The sequence below is a fragment of the Mycolicibacterium aromaticivorans JS19b1 = JCM 16368 genome (genome assembly GCF_000559085.1).
Taxonomy (GTDB): domain Bacteria; phylum Actinomycetota; class Actinomycetes; order Mycobacteriales; family Mycobacteriaceae; genus Mycobacterium; species Mycobacterium aromaticivorans.
The window spans coordinates 1,989,682-2,005,518 of the sequence record NZ_JALN02000001.1 but is presented as its reverse complement, the minus strand read 5'-3'; the positions used below and the strand labels follow the sequence as shown (position 1 = coordinate 2,005,518).

The 15,837-nt window shown below is 65.7% G+C and carries 16 protein-coding genes; 5 read left to right on the top strand and 11 right to left on the bottom strand.

Annotation, left to right across the window (positions count from 1 at the left end):
- Nucleotides 1-81: 81 nt before the first annotated feature.
- The 9 genes from Y900_RS09730 to Y900_RS09690 form a co-directional block, all read right to left on the bottom strand.
- The gene (locus Y900_RS09730; RefSeq protein WP_036341672.1) at nt 82-507 is read right to left on the bottom strand and encodes a nuclear transport factor 2 family protein; all 426 of its coding nucleotides are present in this window, start codon (nt 505-507) and stop codon (nt 82-84) included.
- 36 nt (nt 508-543) lie between these two features.
- Nucleotides 544-2,496: an oxidoreductase gene (locus Y900_RS09725; RefSeq protein WP_036341671.1), complete on the bottom strand. Its 1,953-nt coding sequence runs from the start codon at nt 2,494-2,496 to the stop codon at nt 544-546.
- A gap of 94 nt (nt 2,497-2,590) precedes the next feature.
- Complete coding sequence (locus tag Y900_RS09720) at nt 2,591-3,724, bottom strand: NDMA-dependent alcohol dehydrogenase (protein ID WP_036341670.1); 1,134 nt, start codon at nt 3,722-3,724, stop codon at nt 2,591-2,593.
- A 171-nt stretch (nt 3,725-3,895) separates the two neighbouring features.
- On the bottom strand, nt 3,896-4,444 hold the full coding sequence (locus Y900_RS09715) for a nuclear transport factor 2 family protein (RefSeq protein WP_036341669.1): 549 nt from the start codon (nt 4,442-4,444) through the stop codon (nt 3,896-3,898).
- An 11-nt stretch (nt 4,445-4,455) separates the two neighbouring features.
- A complete protein-coding gene (locus Y900_RS09710) occupies nt 4,456-4,659 on the bottom strand; it encodes a ferredoxin Fdx (protein WP_036341668.1) in 204 nt (67 codons plus the stop codon).
- Nucleotides 4,660-4,663: 4 nt separating this feature from the next.
- Complete coding sequence (locus Y900_RS09705; protein WP_036341667.1) at nt 4,664-6,022, bottom strand: lanosterol 14-alpha demethylase; 1,359 nt, start codon at nt 6,020-6,022, stop codon at nt 4,664-4,666.
- A complete protein-coding gene (locus Y900_RS09700; RefSeq protein ID WP_036341666.1) occupies nt 6,019-6,843 on the bottom strand; it encodes an SDR family oxidoreductase in 825 nt (274 codons plus the stop codon). The genes Y900_RS09705 and Y900_RS09700 overlap by 4 nt, the downstream gene beginning before the upstream one ends.
- A 23-nt stretch (nt 6,844-6,866) precedes the next feature.
- Complete coding sequence (locus tag Y900_RS09695) at nt 6,867-8,081, bottom strand: cytochrome P450 (protein ID WP_036341665.1); 1,215 nt, start codon at nt 8,079-8,081, stop codon at nt 6,867-6,869.
- Complete coding sequence (locus tag Y900_RS09690; protein WP_036341664.1) at nt 8,078-8,671, bottom strand: TetR family transcriptional regulator; 594 nt, start codon at nt 8,669-8,671, stop codon at nt 8,078-8,080. Before Y900_RS09690 ends, Y900_RS09695 begins: the two co-directional genes overlap by 4 nt.
- Nucleotides 8,672-8,845: 174 nt before the next feature.
- On the opposite strand from Y900_RS09690, the gene Y900_RS09685 reads away from it, so the two are divergent.
- The 5 genes from Y900_RS09685 to Y900_RS09665 all read left to right on the top strand — a co-directional run bounded on the left by Y900_RS09685 (nt 8,846) and on the right by Y900_RS09665 (nt 14,075).
- Nucleotides 8,846-10,312 (top strand): aldehyde dehydrogenase, encoded by a 1,467-nt coding sequence (locus Y900_RS09685; protein WP_036341663.1) that lies wholly within the window; start codon nt 8,846-8,848, stop codon nt 10,310-10,312.
- Nucleotides 10,313-10,340: 28 nt separating this feature from the next.
- On the top strand, nt 10,341-11,093 hold the full coding sequence (locus tag Y900_RS09680; protein WP_036341662.1) for an SDR family oxidoreductase: 753 nt from the start codon (nt 10,341-10,343) through the stop codon (nt 11,091-11,093).
- On the top strand, nt 11,090-11,938 hold the full coding sequence (locus Y900_RS09675; RefSeq protein ID WP_036341661.1) for an NAD(P)-dependent oxidoreductase: 849 nt from the start codon (nt 11,090-11,092) through the stop codon (nt 11,936-11,938). The genes Y900_RS09680 and Y900_RS09675 overlap by 4 nt, the downstream gene beginning before the upstream one ends.
- 2 nt (nt 11,939-11,940) lie before the next feature.
- The gene (locus tag Y900_RS09670) at nt 11,941-12,378 is read left to right on the top strand and encodes a carboxymuconolactone decarboxylase family protein (RefSeq protein ID WP_036341660.1); all 438 of its coding nucleotides are present in this window, start codon (nt 11,941-11,943) and stop codon (nt 12,376-12,378) included.
- Between the two features lie 335 nt (nt 12,379-12,713).
- Nucleotides 12,714-14,075, top strand: a complete 1,362-nt coding sequence (locus tag Y900_RS09665) for an HNH endonuclease signature motif containing protein (RefSeq protein WP_036341659.1) — start codon at nt 12,714-12,716, stop codon at nt 14,073-14,075.
- A gap of 22 nt (nt 14,076-14,097) precedes the next feature.
- Here Y900_RS09665 and Y900_RS09660 read toward each other — a convergent pair whose 3' ends face one another.
- On the bottom strand, nt 14,098-14,919 hold the full coding sequence (locus Y900_RS09660; protein ID WP_036341658.1) for an SAM-dependent methyltransferase: 822 nt from the start codon (nt 14,917-14,919) through the stop codon (nt 14,098-14,100).
- Nucleotides 14,903-15,781 (bottom strand): helix-turn-helix domain-containing protein, encoded by an 879-nt coding sequence (locus Y900_RS09655; RefSeq protein ID WP_051659984.1) that lies wholly within the window; start codon nt 15,779-15,781, stop codon nt 14,903-14,905. Before Y900_RS09655 ends, Y900_RS09660 begins: the two co-directional genes overlap by 17 nt.
- Nucleotides 15,782-15,837: the final 56 nt, after the last annotated feature.

The following is a 15,837-nucleotide window of genomic DNA, read 5'->3' as shown; positions in this document are numbered from 1 at the left end:
GCTCGGCGGCCGCTGAGTAGATGAGGCGGTCCCAGCTTCGCCTGACCTCCGCCGGCGCTGGCGCGCCAACTCCGGCCAGCCTCACTGAACCGCCTGGCCGAACTGCATGCCGTCGATGTTCCAGTAGCCGCGCATGTTGGTGATCAGCCCGGCGTCGTTGACGGAGTAGGTGAACACGCCGCGCACCGTGCTGGTCATTCCGCCTTCGAATTGGCTGCGCAGCACCAGGATGTGCGCCACCTCGTTCGCAGAGCTCGACGGGAACGTCTCCTCGCAGGTGACGCGAAGGTTGTTGACCGAGATGTTCGCGTCGTAGAAGTCGGCGACAGCCGCCTTCCCGCGGACGCCGTTGCCGTCGGGGTTGGTGATGGCCTGCCCGATCGGGTCCTCGATCACGACGTCGTCGGCCATCAGGGCCAGCCAGCCCTCGCGGTCGTGCGACATCACGGCGCGCCAAGATGCCTGCGATGCGGCCAGTGCTGGAGTGTGTTCGGTGGTCGTGGACATCAGTTTCTCCTTAGGTTGTCGGATACTGGGGGTTTGTCAGACACTGCAGGCGGCGCGAGCGCCATCGTCGGTGGCTTTACGGATCAGTCCTACACCGGTGCAGTCGCCAACGGCATGCACCTTGGCGCCGGACAACCGATCGGTGAGGGCGTCGAACAGGGCGGTGTCCGCCTCGAGGCGTCCGGTGATGATCACGCTGTCGGCCGCGAGTTCGCGGCGGGTGCCGCCATACGGGGTGAACACCACGCTGTTGCCGGTGATCTGGTGCACGTTGGCGCGCACGTGCAGCGGCACTCCCAGGCGGTCGAGCCGGTCCATGTGTTCGGTGCGGCGCTTGAGGCCCACTTCGGCGGCGACGGTGCGTCCGGATTCCAGAACGGTGACGAATCGGTCGTGGGCGCAGAGATATTCGGCGAGCTGGATCGCGGCGAGGCTGCCGCCGACGATCACGACTCGTCGACCCGCTTGGAGCGCGGCGGGGTGTGCCAGCAGGTCGCGCACCCCGTGACCGCTGATCACCCGGGGATTGTGTGCGCCGTCGATGTCGGGCACCACGATGTCCGCGCCGGTCGCGACGATCACCGCGTCAGGCTCCAGCGCGGCGACCTCGTCGACGTCCACCGGATGTGACATCTCGAGTGTCACGGTGCTGGCGGCGATCTCACTGCGCAGATACCTCAGGAACGGTTCGTTCTCCGGATGCACGATCGACGCCCACACCAGAGCGCCGCCCAGTTCGGCGTTGCGCTCGAACAACGTCACACGGTGACCGCGTTCGGCGGCGACCCGGGCCGCCTCCAGGCCGCCGGGGCCGCCGCCGACGACCACGACGTGCTTGGGCTGCGCCACCGGGTGCACCGCCAGCTCGCGTTCCTTACCGGTGCGGGGGTTCACCGCGCAGTCGACCGAGAATCGCTGCTCCATGGCGTCGATGCAGTTCTCGCACGAGATGCATCGGCGCACCCGATCCGCCTGGCCTGCGTGAAGTTTGGCGGCCATCTCCGGATCTGCCAGCATCGGCCGGCCCATGGCGATGAAGTCCGCATGGCCGTCGGCGAGGATCTGCTCGGCGCGCGTGGGGTCGTGGATGCGGCCCACCGCGATCACCGGCACGTCGACCACCTGCTTGACCGCGGCCGCGGCGCCCACGTTGAGCGCGTCGCCATCGGCAGCGGCATTGACCATCCCGGTGACCAGGCGGTCGATCACCCCACCGCTGATGTGGAAGGCGTCGACGCCGGCCGCCACCAGTTGCGGTGCCATCTGGGCCGTCTCGTAGCTCGGGCGGCCGCCGGCCACCCGCTCGTAGCCCGAGATCCGCAGCGTGATCGGGAGTGCGTCGCCGATCTCGGATCGGATCGCGGCCAGGGTCTGCAATACCACCCGAATGCGGCCGCCGGCGGAGTCGCCGCGGTAGTCGTCGGTGCGCCGGTTACGTTGGGGCGCAAGGAAAGAACCCAGGAACATGTATCCGTGGGCGGCGTGCAGTTCGATGCCGTCGTAGCCGGCCTCGGCCGCGCGGCGCACGGCGGCTTTGAACAGGTCGATGATCCCGGTCAGCTGGGCCTCGGTCACCTCGGCCGAGGGGCGCCCGGTCAGGTAGGACGGGATCACCGACGGGCCCAGCGACGTGACGCCGTGCATCTCGGGCCCGAGCCCGTCGGGGCCGGCGTGCACGATCTGCGGCTGGATCTTCGCGCCGTGCTCATGCACGGCCTCGACCAGTGCGCGGTGGGCGCTCACCGCCTCGTCGGTCCCGAGGTGCAGCCCGCCCGGAGTTTCTGGCTGTAGGTGGTCGATGCCGGTGGCGCCCACGGTGATCAGCCCGACGCCGCCTTTGGCGCGGGCGGCGAAGTAGTCGCGGGTGCGCTGCGACGGCAGACCGTCGGGCGTGCCGTACATGGTCTCCATCGGAGACATCACGAGCCTGTTGCGCACCGCCATCGAGCCGATGCGGCCTGCACGCAACAGGTTCGGGAAGCTACTCATGGCCGCTGCACCATGAATTCCGGGCCGTGCCCGCGCCTTTGGGCAAGGCGGGCACGGCCCGGAAGGTCCGTGAGGTCCGAAAGGGCCAAGTAGGTCAGCGGTCCTCGTCGGTGTAGCGGATGACGCCGCGGATGTTGCGGCCTTCGAGCATGTCCGCGTAGCCCTCGTTGACCTGCTCGAGGCGGTACTGCCTGGTCACCATGTCGTCGAGGTTCAGCCGGCCCGCTTTGTACATCGACAGCAGCTGCGGGATGTCGTAGTGCGGGTTGCCGCCGCCGAAGATGGTGCCCTGCAAGCGCTTCTGCATCAGGGTCAGCATCGCCAGGTTCAGCGTCACATTGCTGTCGGCCATGTTCGCCACGGCCGTCGCCACCACGGTGCCGCCCTTGGCGGTGATGTTCATGTAGTGGTCGATGTCCTCGCCCTTGAGCTCGCCCACGGTGACGATGGTCTTGTGCGCCATCCGTCCCTGGGTGACCTCGGCAACGCCGGCCATCGCGCTGAAGATGTCGGGGTAGGCGTGGGTGGCACCGAACTTGAGTGCGTTGTCACGCTTGAACTCGACCGGGTCGACAGCGAAGATGTTGCGCGCACCGGCGTTCAGCGCGCCCTGCAGTGCGCCGGTGCCGACGCCGCCGACGCCGACGATCACGACGTCGTCGCCGGGACGGACGTCACCGCTGCGGACGGCCGAGCCGTAACCGGTGGTCACGCCGCAGCCGACCAGGCAGGCCACCTCGAACGGGATGGTCGGGTCGATCTTCACCACCGAGCTCTTGTGCACCACCATGTATGGGCTGAACGTGCCCAGCAGCGTCATCGGGATGACGGGCTGGCCGTTCTTCACGGCGTGGATGCGGTGGGTGCCGTCGGACACCGCGGTGCCGGCCAGCAGGCCGGCGCCCAGATCGCACAGGTTGCGCAGCCCTTCCTGGCAGGCCGGACACTCACCACACGACGGGATGAACGAGAGCACCACGTGATCGCCGGGGGCCAGGTGCTCGACGCCCGGGCCTACCTCGGTGACGATGCCGGCGCCCTCATGACCGCCCAGAACCGGGAAACCGGCCATCGGGATGTCGCCGGTGACCAGATGGTGGTCGCTGTGGCACATGCCAGAAGCTTCCATCTGGATTTTGACTTCGTCTTTGACCGGATCGCCGATCTCGATTTCCTCGATCGACCACGGTTGGTTGAACTCCCAGATGAGAGCACCTTTTGTCTTCACAGCGAACCTCCACTCGCAAAACCCGACCCCGGGGTTTTCCAGGGCGGCCGGCCGTGCCGGATGGTCAATCTAGGCAAGAATTAGAACGTGTTCCTGTCCTACTGACCATTATGACCTCCGTCACTTTCCACGTCACTGCCGGGGGCCGATTACTTGACGCCTGTCGAGTATTCACCAGATCGGCACCGGCGCCTCACCTAGGGGGTAGTAACCGGGCAGCTTCTCACCGGCGACGCTGCGCTCGATGCGCTTCTGCATGGTGGGGGTCAGGTCGCCCGACGAGATCAGCTTGACGAAGGCCTTCTGCACGTGGCCGAAGTCGAAGAAGTCGCGCTGCCATTCGATCAACAGGTCGTCGTTCAGCCGGAACCAGCTGCCGCCGATGCCGTAGATCTCGTCGCGGGTGCCGTCGGACTTGTTGGCGATCTGCTTCCAGAACCCGACGATCTCGTTCTGCTTCTCGTCGACGAGGACCTTCTGGTACTCGTAGACCCAGTTCTCCAGGCCTTCCATCTCCATGCCCAGGGCGACGTCGCGGATTTCGTCCTTGCCGACACACATCACGTCTTCCTTGGGCCCGATGTTCCAGCCGTAGGTCGCGTCGTCGGTGTAGAACTCCGCCAGATTCTTCCAGTCACCGGCCGCTTCGGAGTCCTTGTTGGCCTGCAGCCAGCGCTGGACCCAGTCGTCGAGTGCTTCTCGTTTGGATGATGAAGTCATTGATCCGCCTTCTATTTTTCTACGATGGATAGAGCTCGGGTGGGACACATCTCTACGGCGCGCTCAACGTCGTCGCGCATCTCGTCGGGGGGTTCGCTGTCGAGAATCTCGACGGCACCGCGTTTGGGAACCCGAAAGACGTCGGGCGCCTCCAGTTCGCACATGGCGTGCCCCTGGCATAGGTCCTCGTCGAGTTCGATGCGGTAGCAGCCCATCGGACTACGCCTTCACGCGCTTGCGGTAGCGGACCTTCGCCGGCCGGGCCAGCTGCACCACCATCTTGGAGTGGTCGTTCTGATAGCTCTCCGGCGGCTGTGCCATCTCGAACTCGTACTCCCGCAACAGAACCGAGAAGATCGCCTTGATCTGCATCTGTGCGAACGCCGCACCGACGCACCGGTGTCGCCCGGCGCCGAAGGGAATCCAGGTCCAGCGGTTGACGATGTCTTCCTGCCGGGGCTTCTCGTAGCGATCCGGGTCGAAGGCATCCGGGTTGGGGAAGTCCTCGGGAATGCGGTTGGAGATCGCTGGTGAGGCGGCCACCATCTGTCCCTTGTGGATCGGATATCCCTGCACCTCGAACTCGTCCTGGGCCACCCGCATCAGGATGATCAGCGGCGGGTGCAGTCGCAGCGTCTCCTTCAGCGCGTTGTCGATGTTCGGGATCTGGCGCAGCGCATGGAAACTCACCTCCTGGCCGTCGGCGTAGAGGTCGTCGAGCTCCTGCTGCACCTTGGCGTAATAGTCGGGGTTGCGCAGCAGCTCGATCAGCGTCCACGACGAGGTGCCCGAGCTGGTGTGGTGACCGGCGAACATCAGTGAGATGAACATGCCGGTGACCTCGTTGGCCGAGAAGCGCGGATTGCCCTCTTCGTCCTTGATGGACACCAGGACATCGAGCAGGTCGCGATCGCTCTTGTCGGTGGGCGGGTTGGCGATTCGGCCGGTCATGACCTCCTGCACCAGCTCCACCAGGCTGGCCCTGGCTTCGTCGCGGATCCGGAAGCTCTCGATCGGAAGGTAGGGGTCGACGTAGCAGAGCGGGTCGGTGCCGCGCTCGAGCAGGTGGTAGTAGTTCGCGAATCGCGAGTCGAGCTGGTTGCGGAACTTCAGTCCGATCAGGCATGCGGTCGACGTGTAGATGGTGAGCTCGGCGAAGAACTCCAGCAGATCGATTTCGCCTTCGTCGCCCCAGTTTTCGATCATCCGGCGCACTTCGTTCTCGATGGTCGCCGCGTGGCCCTTCATCTGCTCACCGCGCAGCGCGGTGTTGTGCAGCATCTCGGCCCGACGCTCCGGGTCCGCGTCGAACACCACGCCCTCGCCAAAGATCGGCGTCATGAACGGGTAGGCCTCGGCTTGGTTGAGGTCGGCGTCGGGGGAGCGGAAGAAGAACTCGTTGGCCTCGGAGCCGGTCAGCAGGATGACCTGCTTGTCGGCGAGCTGGAACCAGCCGAGGTCACCACACTCCTCGCGGATGCGCTGCATCAGCCCGATCGGGTCGGTACGGAACTCCTCGAGGTGGCCGTGCTCTTCTTCGCCACCCGAAACACGTTGTACCTCTTTGGTTATGGTCACGATGGCATCCCTTCTTCACCGAGGGCGAGCTTCTGGCGGTCTTTGTTGTCGGCCAACGGCGCTTCGGGCTGGAGCTCCATATTGGCGATGAAGCTGCCGCGGGGGGTCTCCGCGACGAACGTGATGGCGCGGGCGAGGTCGGCGGCGCGCATGAAGTAGTCGTGTCGAGCCTGTCCCCACTTGGCCCAGTCCTCCAGTGCAGGTCCGATGAGTTCGGCCGGCAGGCTCCAGCCCATCGAGGTCTTGGTCGGGCCGGGATGGACGATCGAGGCGCGCACCCCGGTGCCTTCCAGTTCCATCTGGTAGTTGGTCACCATCGAAACCAGGGCGGCCTTGGCCGCACCGTAGGCGCCCATGTGGGGCCGTGGCCGCAGCGACACATCAGATCCCACGAAGATCAGGTCACCACGCTGCCGTTCGAGCATGCCCGGCAGGACTGCGGAGGCGACTCGGTAGGCGCCGACCAGATGGATCTGGACCTGGGACTCGAACTCGTCGATGCTGATCGAGTCGAGCTTGCCGAAGTATGTGTCACCCGCACCGGCCACCAATACCTCGATCTCGCCGAGTTCGGCGGTGGTCTGCTCCACGGCGGCCTTTACCGAGTCGGGGTCGGTGACGTCTAAGTGCACTGCGATGGCCTCGCCACCGTCGGCACGGATCTTGTCCACGATCTCCTGCAACTTGTCCACCCGACGGGCACCCAGAGCGACGGGAAAGCCGTTGGCGGCGAGCTTGATCGCGGTAGCTTCACCGATACCGGACGACGCGCCGGCGACCAGCGCGGGCCTGCGGTCGGGAAGGGGGTCGAAACGGGGCATTGGGGAACCTTTCGGGCGTGCTTCTAGCGAGCCTGCACTGTGATGGGCAGATGGGCGAAACCGCGGACGTTGCTGGAGTGGACCCGCACCGAATTCGCTTCGTCGACCTCATAGCCGCGGATGCGTTTGAACAACTCTTCCAACGCAACCCGTGCTTCCATCCGGGCCAGATGCGCACCGAGGCAGAAGTGCGCACCGCTGCCGAAACTCTGCAGCTTGGCGCCGATGTCGCGGCCGATGAGGTAGTCGTCGGGATTCTCGAAGGCGCGCTCGTCGCGGTGGGCCGATCCCGGGAGCAGCAGGACCACGTCACCGTCGGGGATGACCGTGTCGTAGAGCGTCAGCTCACCAGCCACGGTGCGGGCCAGGATCTGGCTGGACGTGTCATAGCGCAGCGTCTCCTCGACCCAGAGCGGCACGCGAGACAGGTCGGTGTAGACCTCTGCCAGCTGGTCGGGGTTCTTGTGACCCCAAAATGCCGCATTGGCAAGCAGTTTGGTGGTGGTCTCGTTGCCCGCGATCACCATCAGGAACATGAAGCCCAGCACTTCGTCGTCAGTGAGGCGATCACCGTCGATCTCGGCGTCCAGCAGGGCTGACGTCAGGTCATCGCTCGGGTTCTTCCTGCGCTCTTCGACCATCGCCTGGTAGTAGACGATCAGGTTCAGCGACGCCTCGACCGCCTCCGGCGGCACGTCGGTGACACCTTCCTCGCGGTGCATCACACCGTCGGCCCACGCCCGCACCTGAACGCGGTCGGCCTGCGGCACCCCCATCAGTTCGGAGATGACATCCATCGGCAGCTTGCCCGCGAACTCGTCGACGTAGTCCACCGTCCCCCCGGCGGCGGCCTTCTCCATCATGGCGTCGAGATGCTTGGTGGCGATCTCGGTGACCCGCGGCTCGAGCTCGCGAATCCGCCTGGGCGTGAACCCTTTCGAGACCAGGGTCCGCAGCCGCAGGTGAGCCGGGTCGTCCATCGCCAGGAAAGACATGGTCTTGGAGGCATGCGGTCCGCGCGAGGCCGGGTCCAGCGAGACACCGTACTTGTTGGACAGCGTGGTGCTGTTGCGGAATCCCTGGATGACGTCGGAATGCCGGGACAGCGCCCAGAACTTGAGTTCCTCGTTGTAGTACAGCGGAGCCTCATCGCGCAGCCGCTTGTAATACGGGTAGGGATCTTCGTGGAAGTCGTAGTTGTACGGGTCCAGCACGATATCCGGACTCTGCACGCTCATTTGTTCTCTCCCAAGATAAGACTCACGACGTATTCCATCCGGTCGGCGACCTCGCGGTAGCTCATGGATCCGCTGCCGGCGTGCACGAGCGCGCCGAAGTACGTCATTTCCAGTGCGGACACGATCTTCGGATCGGCGTCCGGCCCCAACGCCGACTTGATGCGCTTGTGGATCTCGGCGCCGATCCGGTCGCGGACCCGGACCACCCCGGCATCGTTGCTCAGCACGGCTGTGGTGCAGGCGGCGGCGAATTCCGGCTCGTCGGCGATCACCAGGGCAAGGCTGCGCAGCGACTGCTGAACGCGGTGCAGGCGCGGGTCGTTGACGTCGGTGAAGTAGGGCACCTCGAGAACCCGGTCGAGGTACACCTCGGCGATCAGATGGTTCTTCGACGAGAAGTACGTGTAAGCGGTCGCCGGCGCGACCTTCGCGCGTGCGGCGACGGCACGGACGGTGAGGTCGGCGTAGGACGACTCCCGCAGCATCTCCAGCCCGGCCCGCAACACCTTGCGGAAAGTCTCTTCCTGGCGGCGATTACGCGGCGCATCATCCCCGTTGGGGCTGACAGCCATGGCGGCATCGCTGGACACATGTCCAAGTTATCGGAACCGGGTCTGACAAGGCAAGAGGATGCAGTGAATTGCCTGTTCATCGCCTTCCTAGCATGGGCGCCGGACATACCCTTGCACCGCGCCCGCGTGTGCCGCTATGGTGCGAAAGACGAAATCTCGGACACGTGTCCAACGAAGCAGACGGGAATCGGGATGGCGATTGCGGCGGATAGGAACAGCGATCTCTTCATCGACGGGGAGCTGGTGGCGGGCGGCAATGGCCGATACCCGACGATCAACCCGGCAACCGAAGAGATCCTGGGTACCGCGGCCGATGGCAATGCCGAGGACATGAGCCGGGCCATCGACGCCGCGCGCCGTGCGTTCGACACCACCGACTGGTCCACCAATACCGAACTCCGGGTACGCGGCATCCGCCAGCTTCGCGACGCGATGAAGGAGCACGTCGAGGAACTGCGTGAGATGACGATGGCGGAGGTGGGTGCCCCGCGCATGCTGACCGCTGCCGCCCAACTCGAGGGGCCGGTCGAAGACCTGTCGTTCTCTGCCGACACCGCCGAGAGCTACTCGTGGCGCCACGATCTGGGTATCGCGGCGCCGATGGGAATCAAGACCCAGCGGACCATCGTCCGCGAAGCGGTCGGCGTGGTCGGTGCGATCACGCCGTGGAACTTCCCGCACCAGATCAACCTCGCCAAGCTCGGCCCGGCGCTGGCGGCGGGCAACACCATCGTGCTCAAGCCCGCCCCTGATACCCCGTGGTGTGCAGCGGTTCTCGGTGAGCTGATCGCCGAGCACACCGATATCCCGCCGGGTGTGGTCAACATCGTGACCTCCAACGACCACGCGGTCGGGGCCATGCTGTCCAGCGACCCGCGCGTCGACATGGTGTCGTTCACCGGGTCGACGAACACCGGCCGGGCGGTGATGGCCGCCGGCGCCGCGACCATCAAGAAGGTCTTCCTGGAGCTCGGCGGGAAGTCCGCATTCCTGGTGCTCGACGACGCCGACCTGGCCGGCGCGTGCTCGATGGCGGCGTTCACCGCGTCGATGCACGCCGGACAGGGCTGCGCGATCACCACTCGTCTGGTGGTACCACGAGCCCGCTACGACGAAGCGGTCGAGGCGGCCGCGGCGACGATGGGTGGCATCAAGGCGGGGGACCCGACCAACCCCGGAACCATCTGCGGGCCGGTCATCTCCGAGCGTCAACGCGACCGGGTGCAGTCCTACCTCGACCTCGCAATCACCGAAGGCGGGCGGTTCGCGTGCGGCGGGGGCCGCCCGGCCGACCGCGACACCGGCTACTTCATCTCACCGACTGTCATTGCGGGCCTGGACAATTCCGCCCGGGTGGCGCGGGAAGAGATCTTCGGACCGGTGCTGACGGTGATCGCCCACGACGGTGACGACGACGCGGTCGACATCGCCAACGATTCGCCGTACGGCCTGTCGGGCAGCGTGTTCAGCAGTGATCCGGAGCGCGCCCAAGGCGTCGCGGATCGGCTGCGGGTCGGCACCGTGAACGTCAACGGCGGCGTGTGGTACTCCGCGGACGTACCCTTCGGCGGCTACAAGCAATCCGGGGTCGGCAGGGAAATGGGTCTGGCGGGGTTCGAGGAATACCTCGAGCTCAAAGTCATTGCCACAGCGGTCTGACCGCACCACAGACTAGAGAGGAACTCAGATGGGACAGTTCGACGACAAGGTGGCCATCGTCACCGGCGCAGGCGGCGGTATCGGCCAGGCGTATGCCGAGGCGCTCGCCAGGGAAGGCGCCGCCGTGGTGGTCGCCGACATCAACACCGAAGGCGCGCAAAAGGTCGCCGACGCGATCTTGGGTGAGGGCGGCACAGCACTGGCGCTGCCGGTTGACGTCAGTGATCCGGTGTCGGCCAAGGCGATGGCCGATCAGACTCTCGCCGAATTCGGCGGCATCGACTATCTGGTCAACAACGCCGCGATCTTCGGCGGGATGAAGCTGGACTTCCTGATCACCGTCGACTGGGACTACTACAAGAAGTTCATGAGCGTGAACCTCGACGGCGCGCTGGTCTGCACCCGGGCGGTGTACAAGAAGATGGCCAAGCGCGGCGGGGGTGCGATCATCAACCAGTCGTCCACCGCGGCATGGCTGTACTCGAACTTCTACGGACTGGCCAAGGCCGGGGTCAACAGCCTCACCCAGCAGTTGGCCACCGAACTCGGCGGCCAGAACATCCGGATCAACGCGATCGCGCCGGGCCCGATCAACACCGAGGCCAACCGCACCACCACGCCGCAGGAGATGGTCGCCGACATCGTCAAGGGAATTCCGTTGTCGCGCATGGGTGAAGTCGACGACCTGGTGGGGATGTGCCTATTCCTGCTGTCCGATCAGGCGAAGTGGATCACCGGCCAAATATTCAACGTCGACGGTGGACAGATTTTCCGCTCATGAGTGACTTCAAGGTCGGCTACATCGGGTTGGGCAATCAAGGCTTGCCGATGGCCAAGCGGCTGGCCGGGTGGCCCGGTGGACTGATCGTCTTCGATGTGCGGACCGAGGCCATGACACCGCTGGCCGAACTGGGTGCCACGCTGGCGGATTCTGTCGCCGATGTCGCGAAAGCCGACGTAATCGAAGTGACCGTGCTCAACGACGAGCAGGTCCGCGAGGTCGTCGGCGAACTCGCCGCGCACGCCAAGCCGGGCACCGTGATCGCGATCCACTCCACGATCGAGCCGGACACCGCCGCCGAGCTCGCCGAGCAGCTGCGCCCCAAAGGCATTCACGTCGTCGACGCTCCGGTCAGCGGGGGAGCGGGTGCCGCCGACAAGGGTGAACTGGCCGTGATGGTGGGCGCCGACGACGAGGCGTACGAACTGGTCAAGCCGGTGTTCAAGCAGTGGGCGTCGATGGTGGTTCGCGCCGGTGAGCCGGGAGCCGGAACCCGGATGAAGCTGGCTCGTAACATGTTGACCTTCATCGGTTTTGCCGCCGCCTGCGAGGCGTCGCGGCTGGCCGAGGCGGCGGGAATCGACTTGCAGAAACTGGGCCGGGTGGTACGGCACAGCGACGCCCAGAGCGGCGGACCCGGAGCGATCATGGTCCGCGACGACACCAAGCCGCTGCAGCCGGACCACTTCGTCTACAACATGTTCATCCACACCCGCGGCCTGGCCGAGAAGGATCTGAAGTTGGCGCTGGGTCTCGGTGAGGCCAACGGCGTCGAACTGCCGTTGGCCGAGATCGCGCTACGGGACCTGGCCGCCGGCCTCGGCGTACCCAACACGAAGGAGTGACGATGGACGAACTGCGCCGCAAGGGCCTGGACAAGATGAACGAGGTCTACGGCTGGGAGATGCCGGACTCGCCGGGCGACTACTTCGCGCTCACCGCCGACCACCTCTTCGGCACCATCTGGTCGCGGCCGGGACTATCCATGCGCGACAAGCGGATCATGACGCTGACCGTCGTCACCGCGCTCGGCATTTCCGACCTGGCCGAGATCCAGGCCAACGCAGCCCTGCACAACGAAGAGCTCACTCCCGAGGAACTCAAGGAGATGGCGATCTTCTTGACGCACTACCTGGGGTTCCCGCTGGGGTCGAAGCTGGACGGGGTCGTCACCAAAGTCGTGTCCAAGCGCAAGAAGGCCGCCGAGGCCGGTCGGGGCGAGGATAAGAAGGCGAACGTCAACGATGCGCTCAAGATGCACAGCGGCACGACGCTCGAGGACTAGCGGAGCGTGCTGATGACGCGTTGGGCGGTGAAGATCACCCGGCGTCCGGTCCGCGCGCACGAAGCCGGCGAGTCCGCCGCGGTGTGATGCATCGTTGCCCGCGGTGGGATGGGTAGTACCCAGGAAGAACGCCGCCGACCATTCGATGAGTTCGCGATCCTCGAGACGCAGCGTGGTGCCCGGGACGACCCCCGTGCGGTCGGACCGGAGCGGCTCTGCCGCGTTCTGGGCGGACGGGTGGATGTACTTCGGGCAGTTGCCGTAAGCCTGGATCACGTCGATCCCGAGCTGCTCGTCTCCGATTTTTGTCGGTGGGTCGAACTATTGTTCGAAGCATGGTTTTGATCGATGGGGTGTTGGAGGCTCTCGACGACGCTGTCGAGGCTCTGGCCGCAGTCGATCTCGATGTGTTGGATCCGCCGCAGCGGTTTGTGGTGTTGGAGCGTTTGGAAACTGCGCGCCGTCGTCAGGTGGCGCTGGCGCACGCGGTGGTCACCCGGCTGGAGCAGTTCGAGGGCTGCCCGCCGGTGCCGATCACATTGGCCGATGTGTTGCGGATCAGCCCGCGCGAGGCGAGACGGCGGATCCGGGATGCCGAGCAGGTGGCGCCGCGGCGGGCGTTGACCGGGGAACCGTTGGCTGCGGTCTTGCCGGAAACGTCGAAGGCCTGGCATGCCGGTGAGTTGGATAGCGAGCACCTGCGGGTGATCCAGAAGTTCTTCCGCGAGCTACCCGAGCATGTGCCGCCCATCGAGCGGGAGAAAGCTGAACGCTCGCTGGCGCACAAGGCGCGGGTGCTGCGACCCGATCAGTTGGAGAAGGTCGCCCACCGGTTGGCGCTGCACCTCAATCCCGACGGGACGTTTTCAGATGAGGACCGGGCTCGCAAGCGGGGATTCGTGTGGTGCGGTGGGCAAGGTGTCGATGGGATGAGTGTGGGGCGGCTGGTCGCCGACCCGGAGCTACGATCCGAGTTCGATGCCTGGATGGCGAAGTTCGCCGCGCCCGGGATGTGCAACCCGGCCGAGGAAAGTCCGACGACGACCCCCAGCGATGAGGTCGCCGAACGGGATGCCCGCAGTTATGCCCAGCGTCAGCATGACGCGCTCAAGGCGTTGGTGCGCGGACAGCTTGGTGATCCGAAATTCGGTCAGCACAACGGCTTACCCGTCACGGTGATCGTGACGGCCACCGTGCAGGACCTCCACGCGCAGGTGGGCCACGCGGTTACCGCGGGTGGAACGCTGCTGCCGATCCCCGACCTGATCCGAATGAGCGCGCACGCCTACCACTACCTGGCCCTCTTCGACGGCGTGGCTGGCCGCGCGCTGTGGCTGGGCCGCACCAAACGAATTGCGTCGGCCGATCAGCGAATCATGTTGCACTCCAAGTACCTCGGCTGCACCCGGCCTGGCTGTGACGCGTCCGGCTATCACAGCGGAGTGCACCACGCCGCGCAAGACTGGAAGAACGGCGGCACCACCGACGTCGACGACCTCACCTTGGCCTGCCCACCGGATAACCAACTCGTCGAAACCGGCGGCTGGACCACCCGGCAACTTTGCGACGGCAGCACCGAATGGATCCCGCCACCCGACCTCCCCATGCTGCGGGGCGGTGTCAACGACTACCACCACCCGGAACGACTACTGGGCAATGACAGTGACCCGCCGTCCGGTGAAGCAGGCGCGGCCTGAGAATTCGTGGACGCCTCGGCAATCAGCCCGGCTTGGATGCGACGACAAAATATCCACGTGGCACGTCTGGCTCGCCGGCCGGCGTGACCGGTGCGTACCAGCGGCCCCAGCGATTGCCGGGTTCGGCGACATCGGTCACCGTCGCCGACCACCCGGGTACCAACTGCGCGGGGTCGTCGGTGCCGAACAACCACGGAGCTCCGTTGTCCGCCATGGACTTCAGCAGCCCAGCCATGGACGGAGCGTTAAGCAGCGACTTGCCCACGACGTCGTAGCAGAGCACTGATCCGGGAGCCGACACAGCGTCGATGCGCGCGAAGAGCCGATGTACGGCGTGTTCATCGAGGTACTGCAGCAGGCCTTCGATCAGCCACGCCGTCGGGGTGGTGGCGTCGAAACCCGTCGAGCACAGTGCCGTCGGCCAGTCGTCGGCGAGGTCGACCCCAATCGGCACGCGCGCGCACTGCGGGACGTCGTCCGCGAGTAGCGCATCCTTCGCGGTCATCACCGACGGCTGGTCCAGTTCGAAGACTGTGGTTCCCGCCGGCCACCTCAGCCGGTAAGCCCTGGCGTCCATGCCCGCTGCCACCACAACGATCTGCCGGCACGACGAGGCTGCCTCGAGCAGGGCGTCGTCCCAGAATCGGGTGCGCACCACGATCTGCAGGGTGGTCCGTTCGCCGGAGTTGGCGACCGCAGCATCAAGGATCCGGTGGCCGGCCTCACCGGCCAGCTTGTCGGCGAACGGATCGCAGAAAAGCCGATCGTCGCGCACCGATTCGCGAGCGCGGATCGCGGCCACCAGCAGTCCGGTGCCGGCTACCGCATCAGGTCTGGTTTCCATCTTTCGATGGTGTCAGCCGTGATGTCGGCGGGTCTTGTACTTTTGCGCCCTGCGTGGCCAGGTCCAGATGGCTGGGCAGGCTCGACCGGCGACTCGGGTACTGGCTCGGGGTGATCGCGGTGAAGCCGCGGAAGTCGCGGACGAAGTGGGCTTGGTCGCAGTAACCGAGGTCGGCGGCGATCTCCGCACCCCGTTGCGTCCCGGCATCCAGGCGACGCAATGCTGCCTGCAACCGGCGCACCCGCAGATAGGTCTTCGGGCCGAGTCCTACCTCGTGGCGAAATAGTGCGGATAGCCGCTTCGCCGACAGCGATGTCATCGCGCAGAGCTCGGCAACACCGATCGACGGATCGGTCTCGAGATAGCGGAGTAGGGTGCCGAGCCGTGCGTCTCGCACATCCATCTTGTCCACGAGGAATTGTTCCAGGATCATGAATCGCGCGGCGGCCGAAAGTGTTTCCGTGAGCCGCGCGCGCAATGTCCGTGCCGGTGCGCCCCAGAGATACTCGATGCCGACGCACCGGTCCTGTAACTCACCCAGCGGGATCCCGAGGAACGGTTGCGCCCCGGCCGGACGGAAGTGCACCGTCATCACGGTGTGCCCCGGGTCGATCTGGGTGACGTAGGACGTGGTGCCCGCGCCGGCGATGAACGCCGCCGGGACCCGCCCGGCAGGCGCGCCTACGGCGGCGAAATCCACCTGGTCGCGGTTGCCGAGTTCGATGACGAGCGTGAGCGCGCCCCGGGGCAGGGCGGTGCTGCGATGTCCTACGGCGCCGTCGTGGCACCAGTAGCCGAGGTAGTTGATGTGCTGCGACAGCGGGGGTCCCGGACGGTACAGGCGTGGGCCCCCCGATTCCATCGGTCCAGAATAGTTCGATTCGGATGTCGGATTCCCCGCGCGCCATTCGTCGTAGG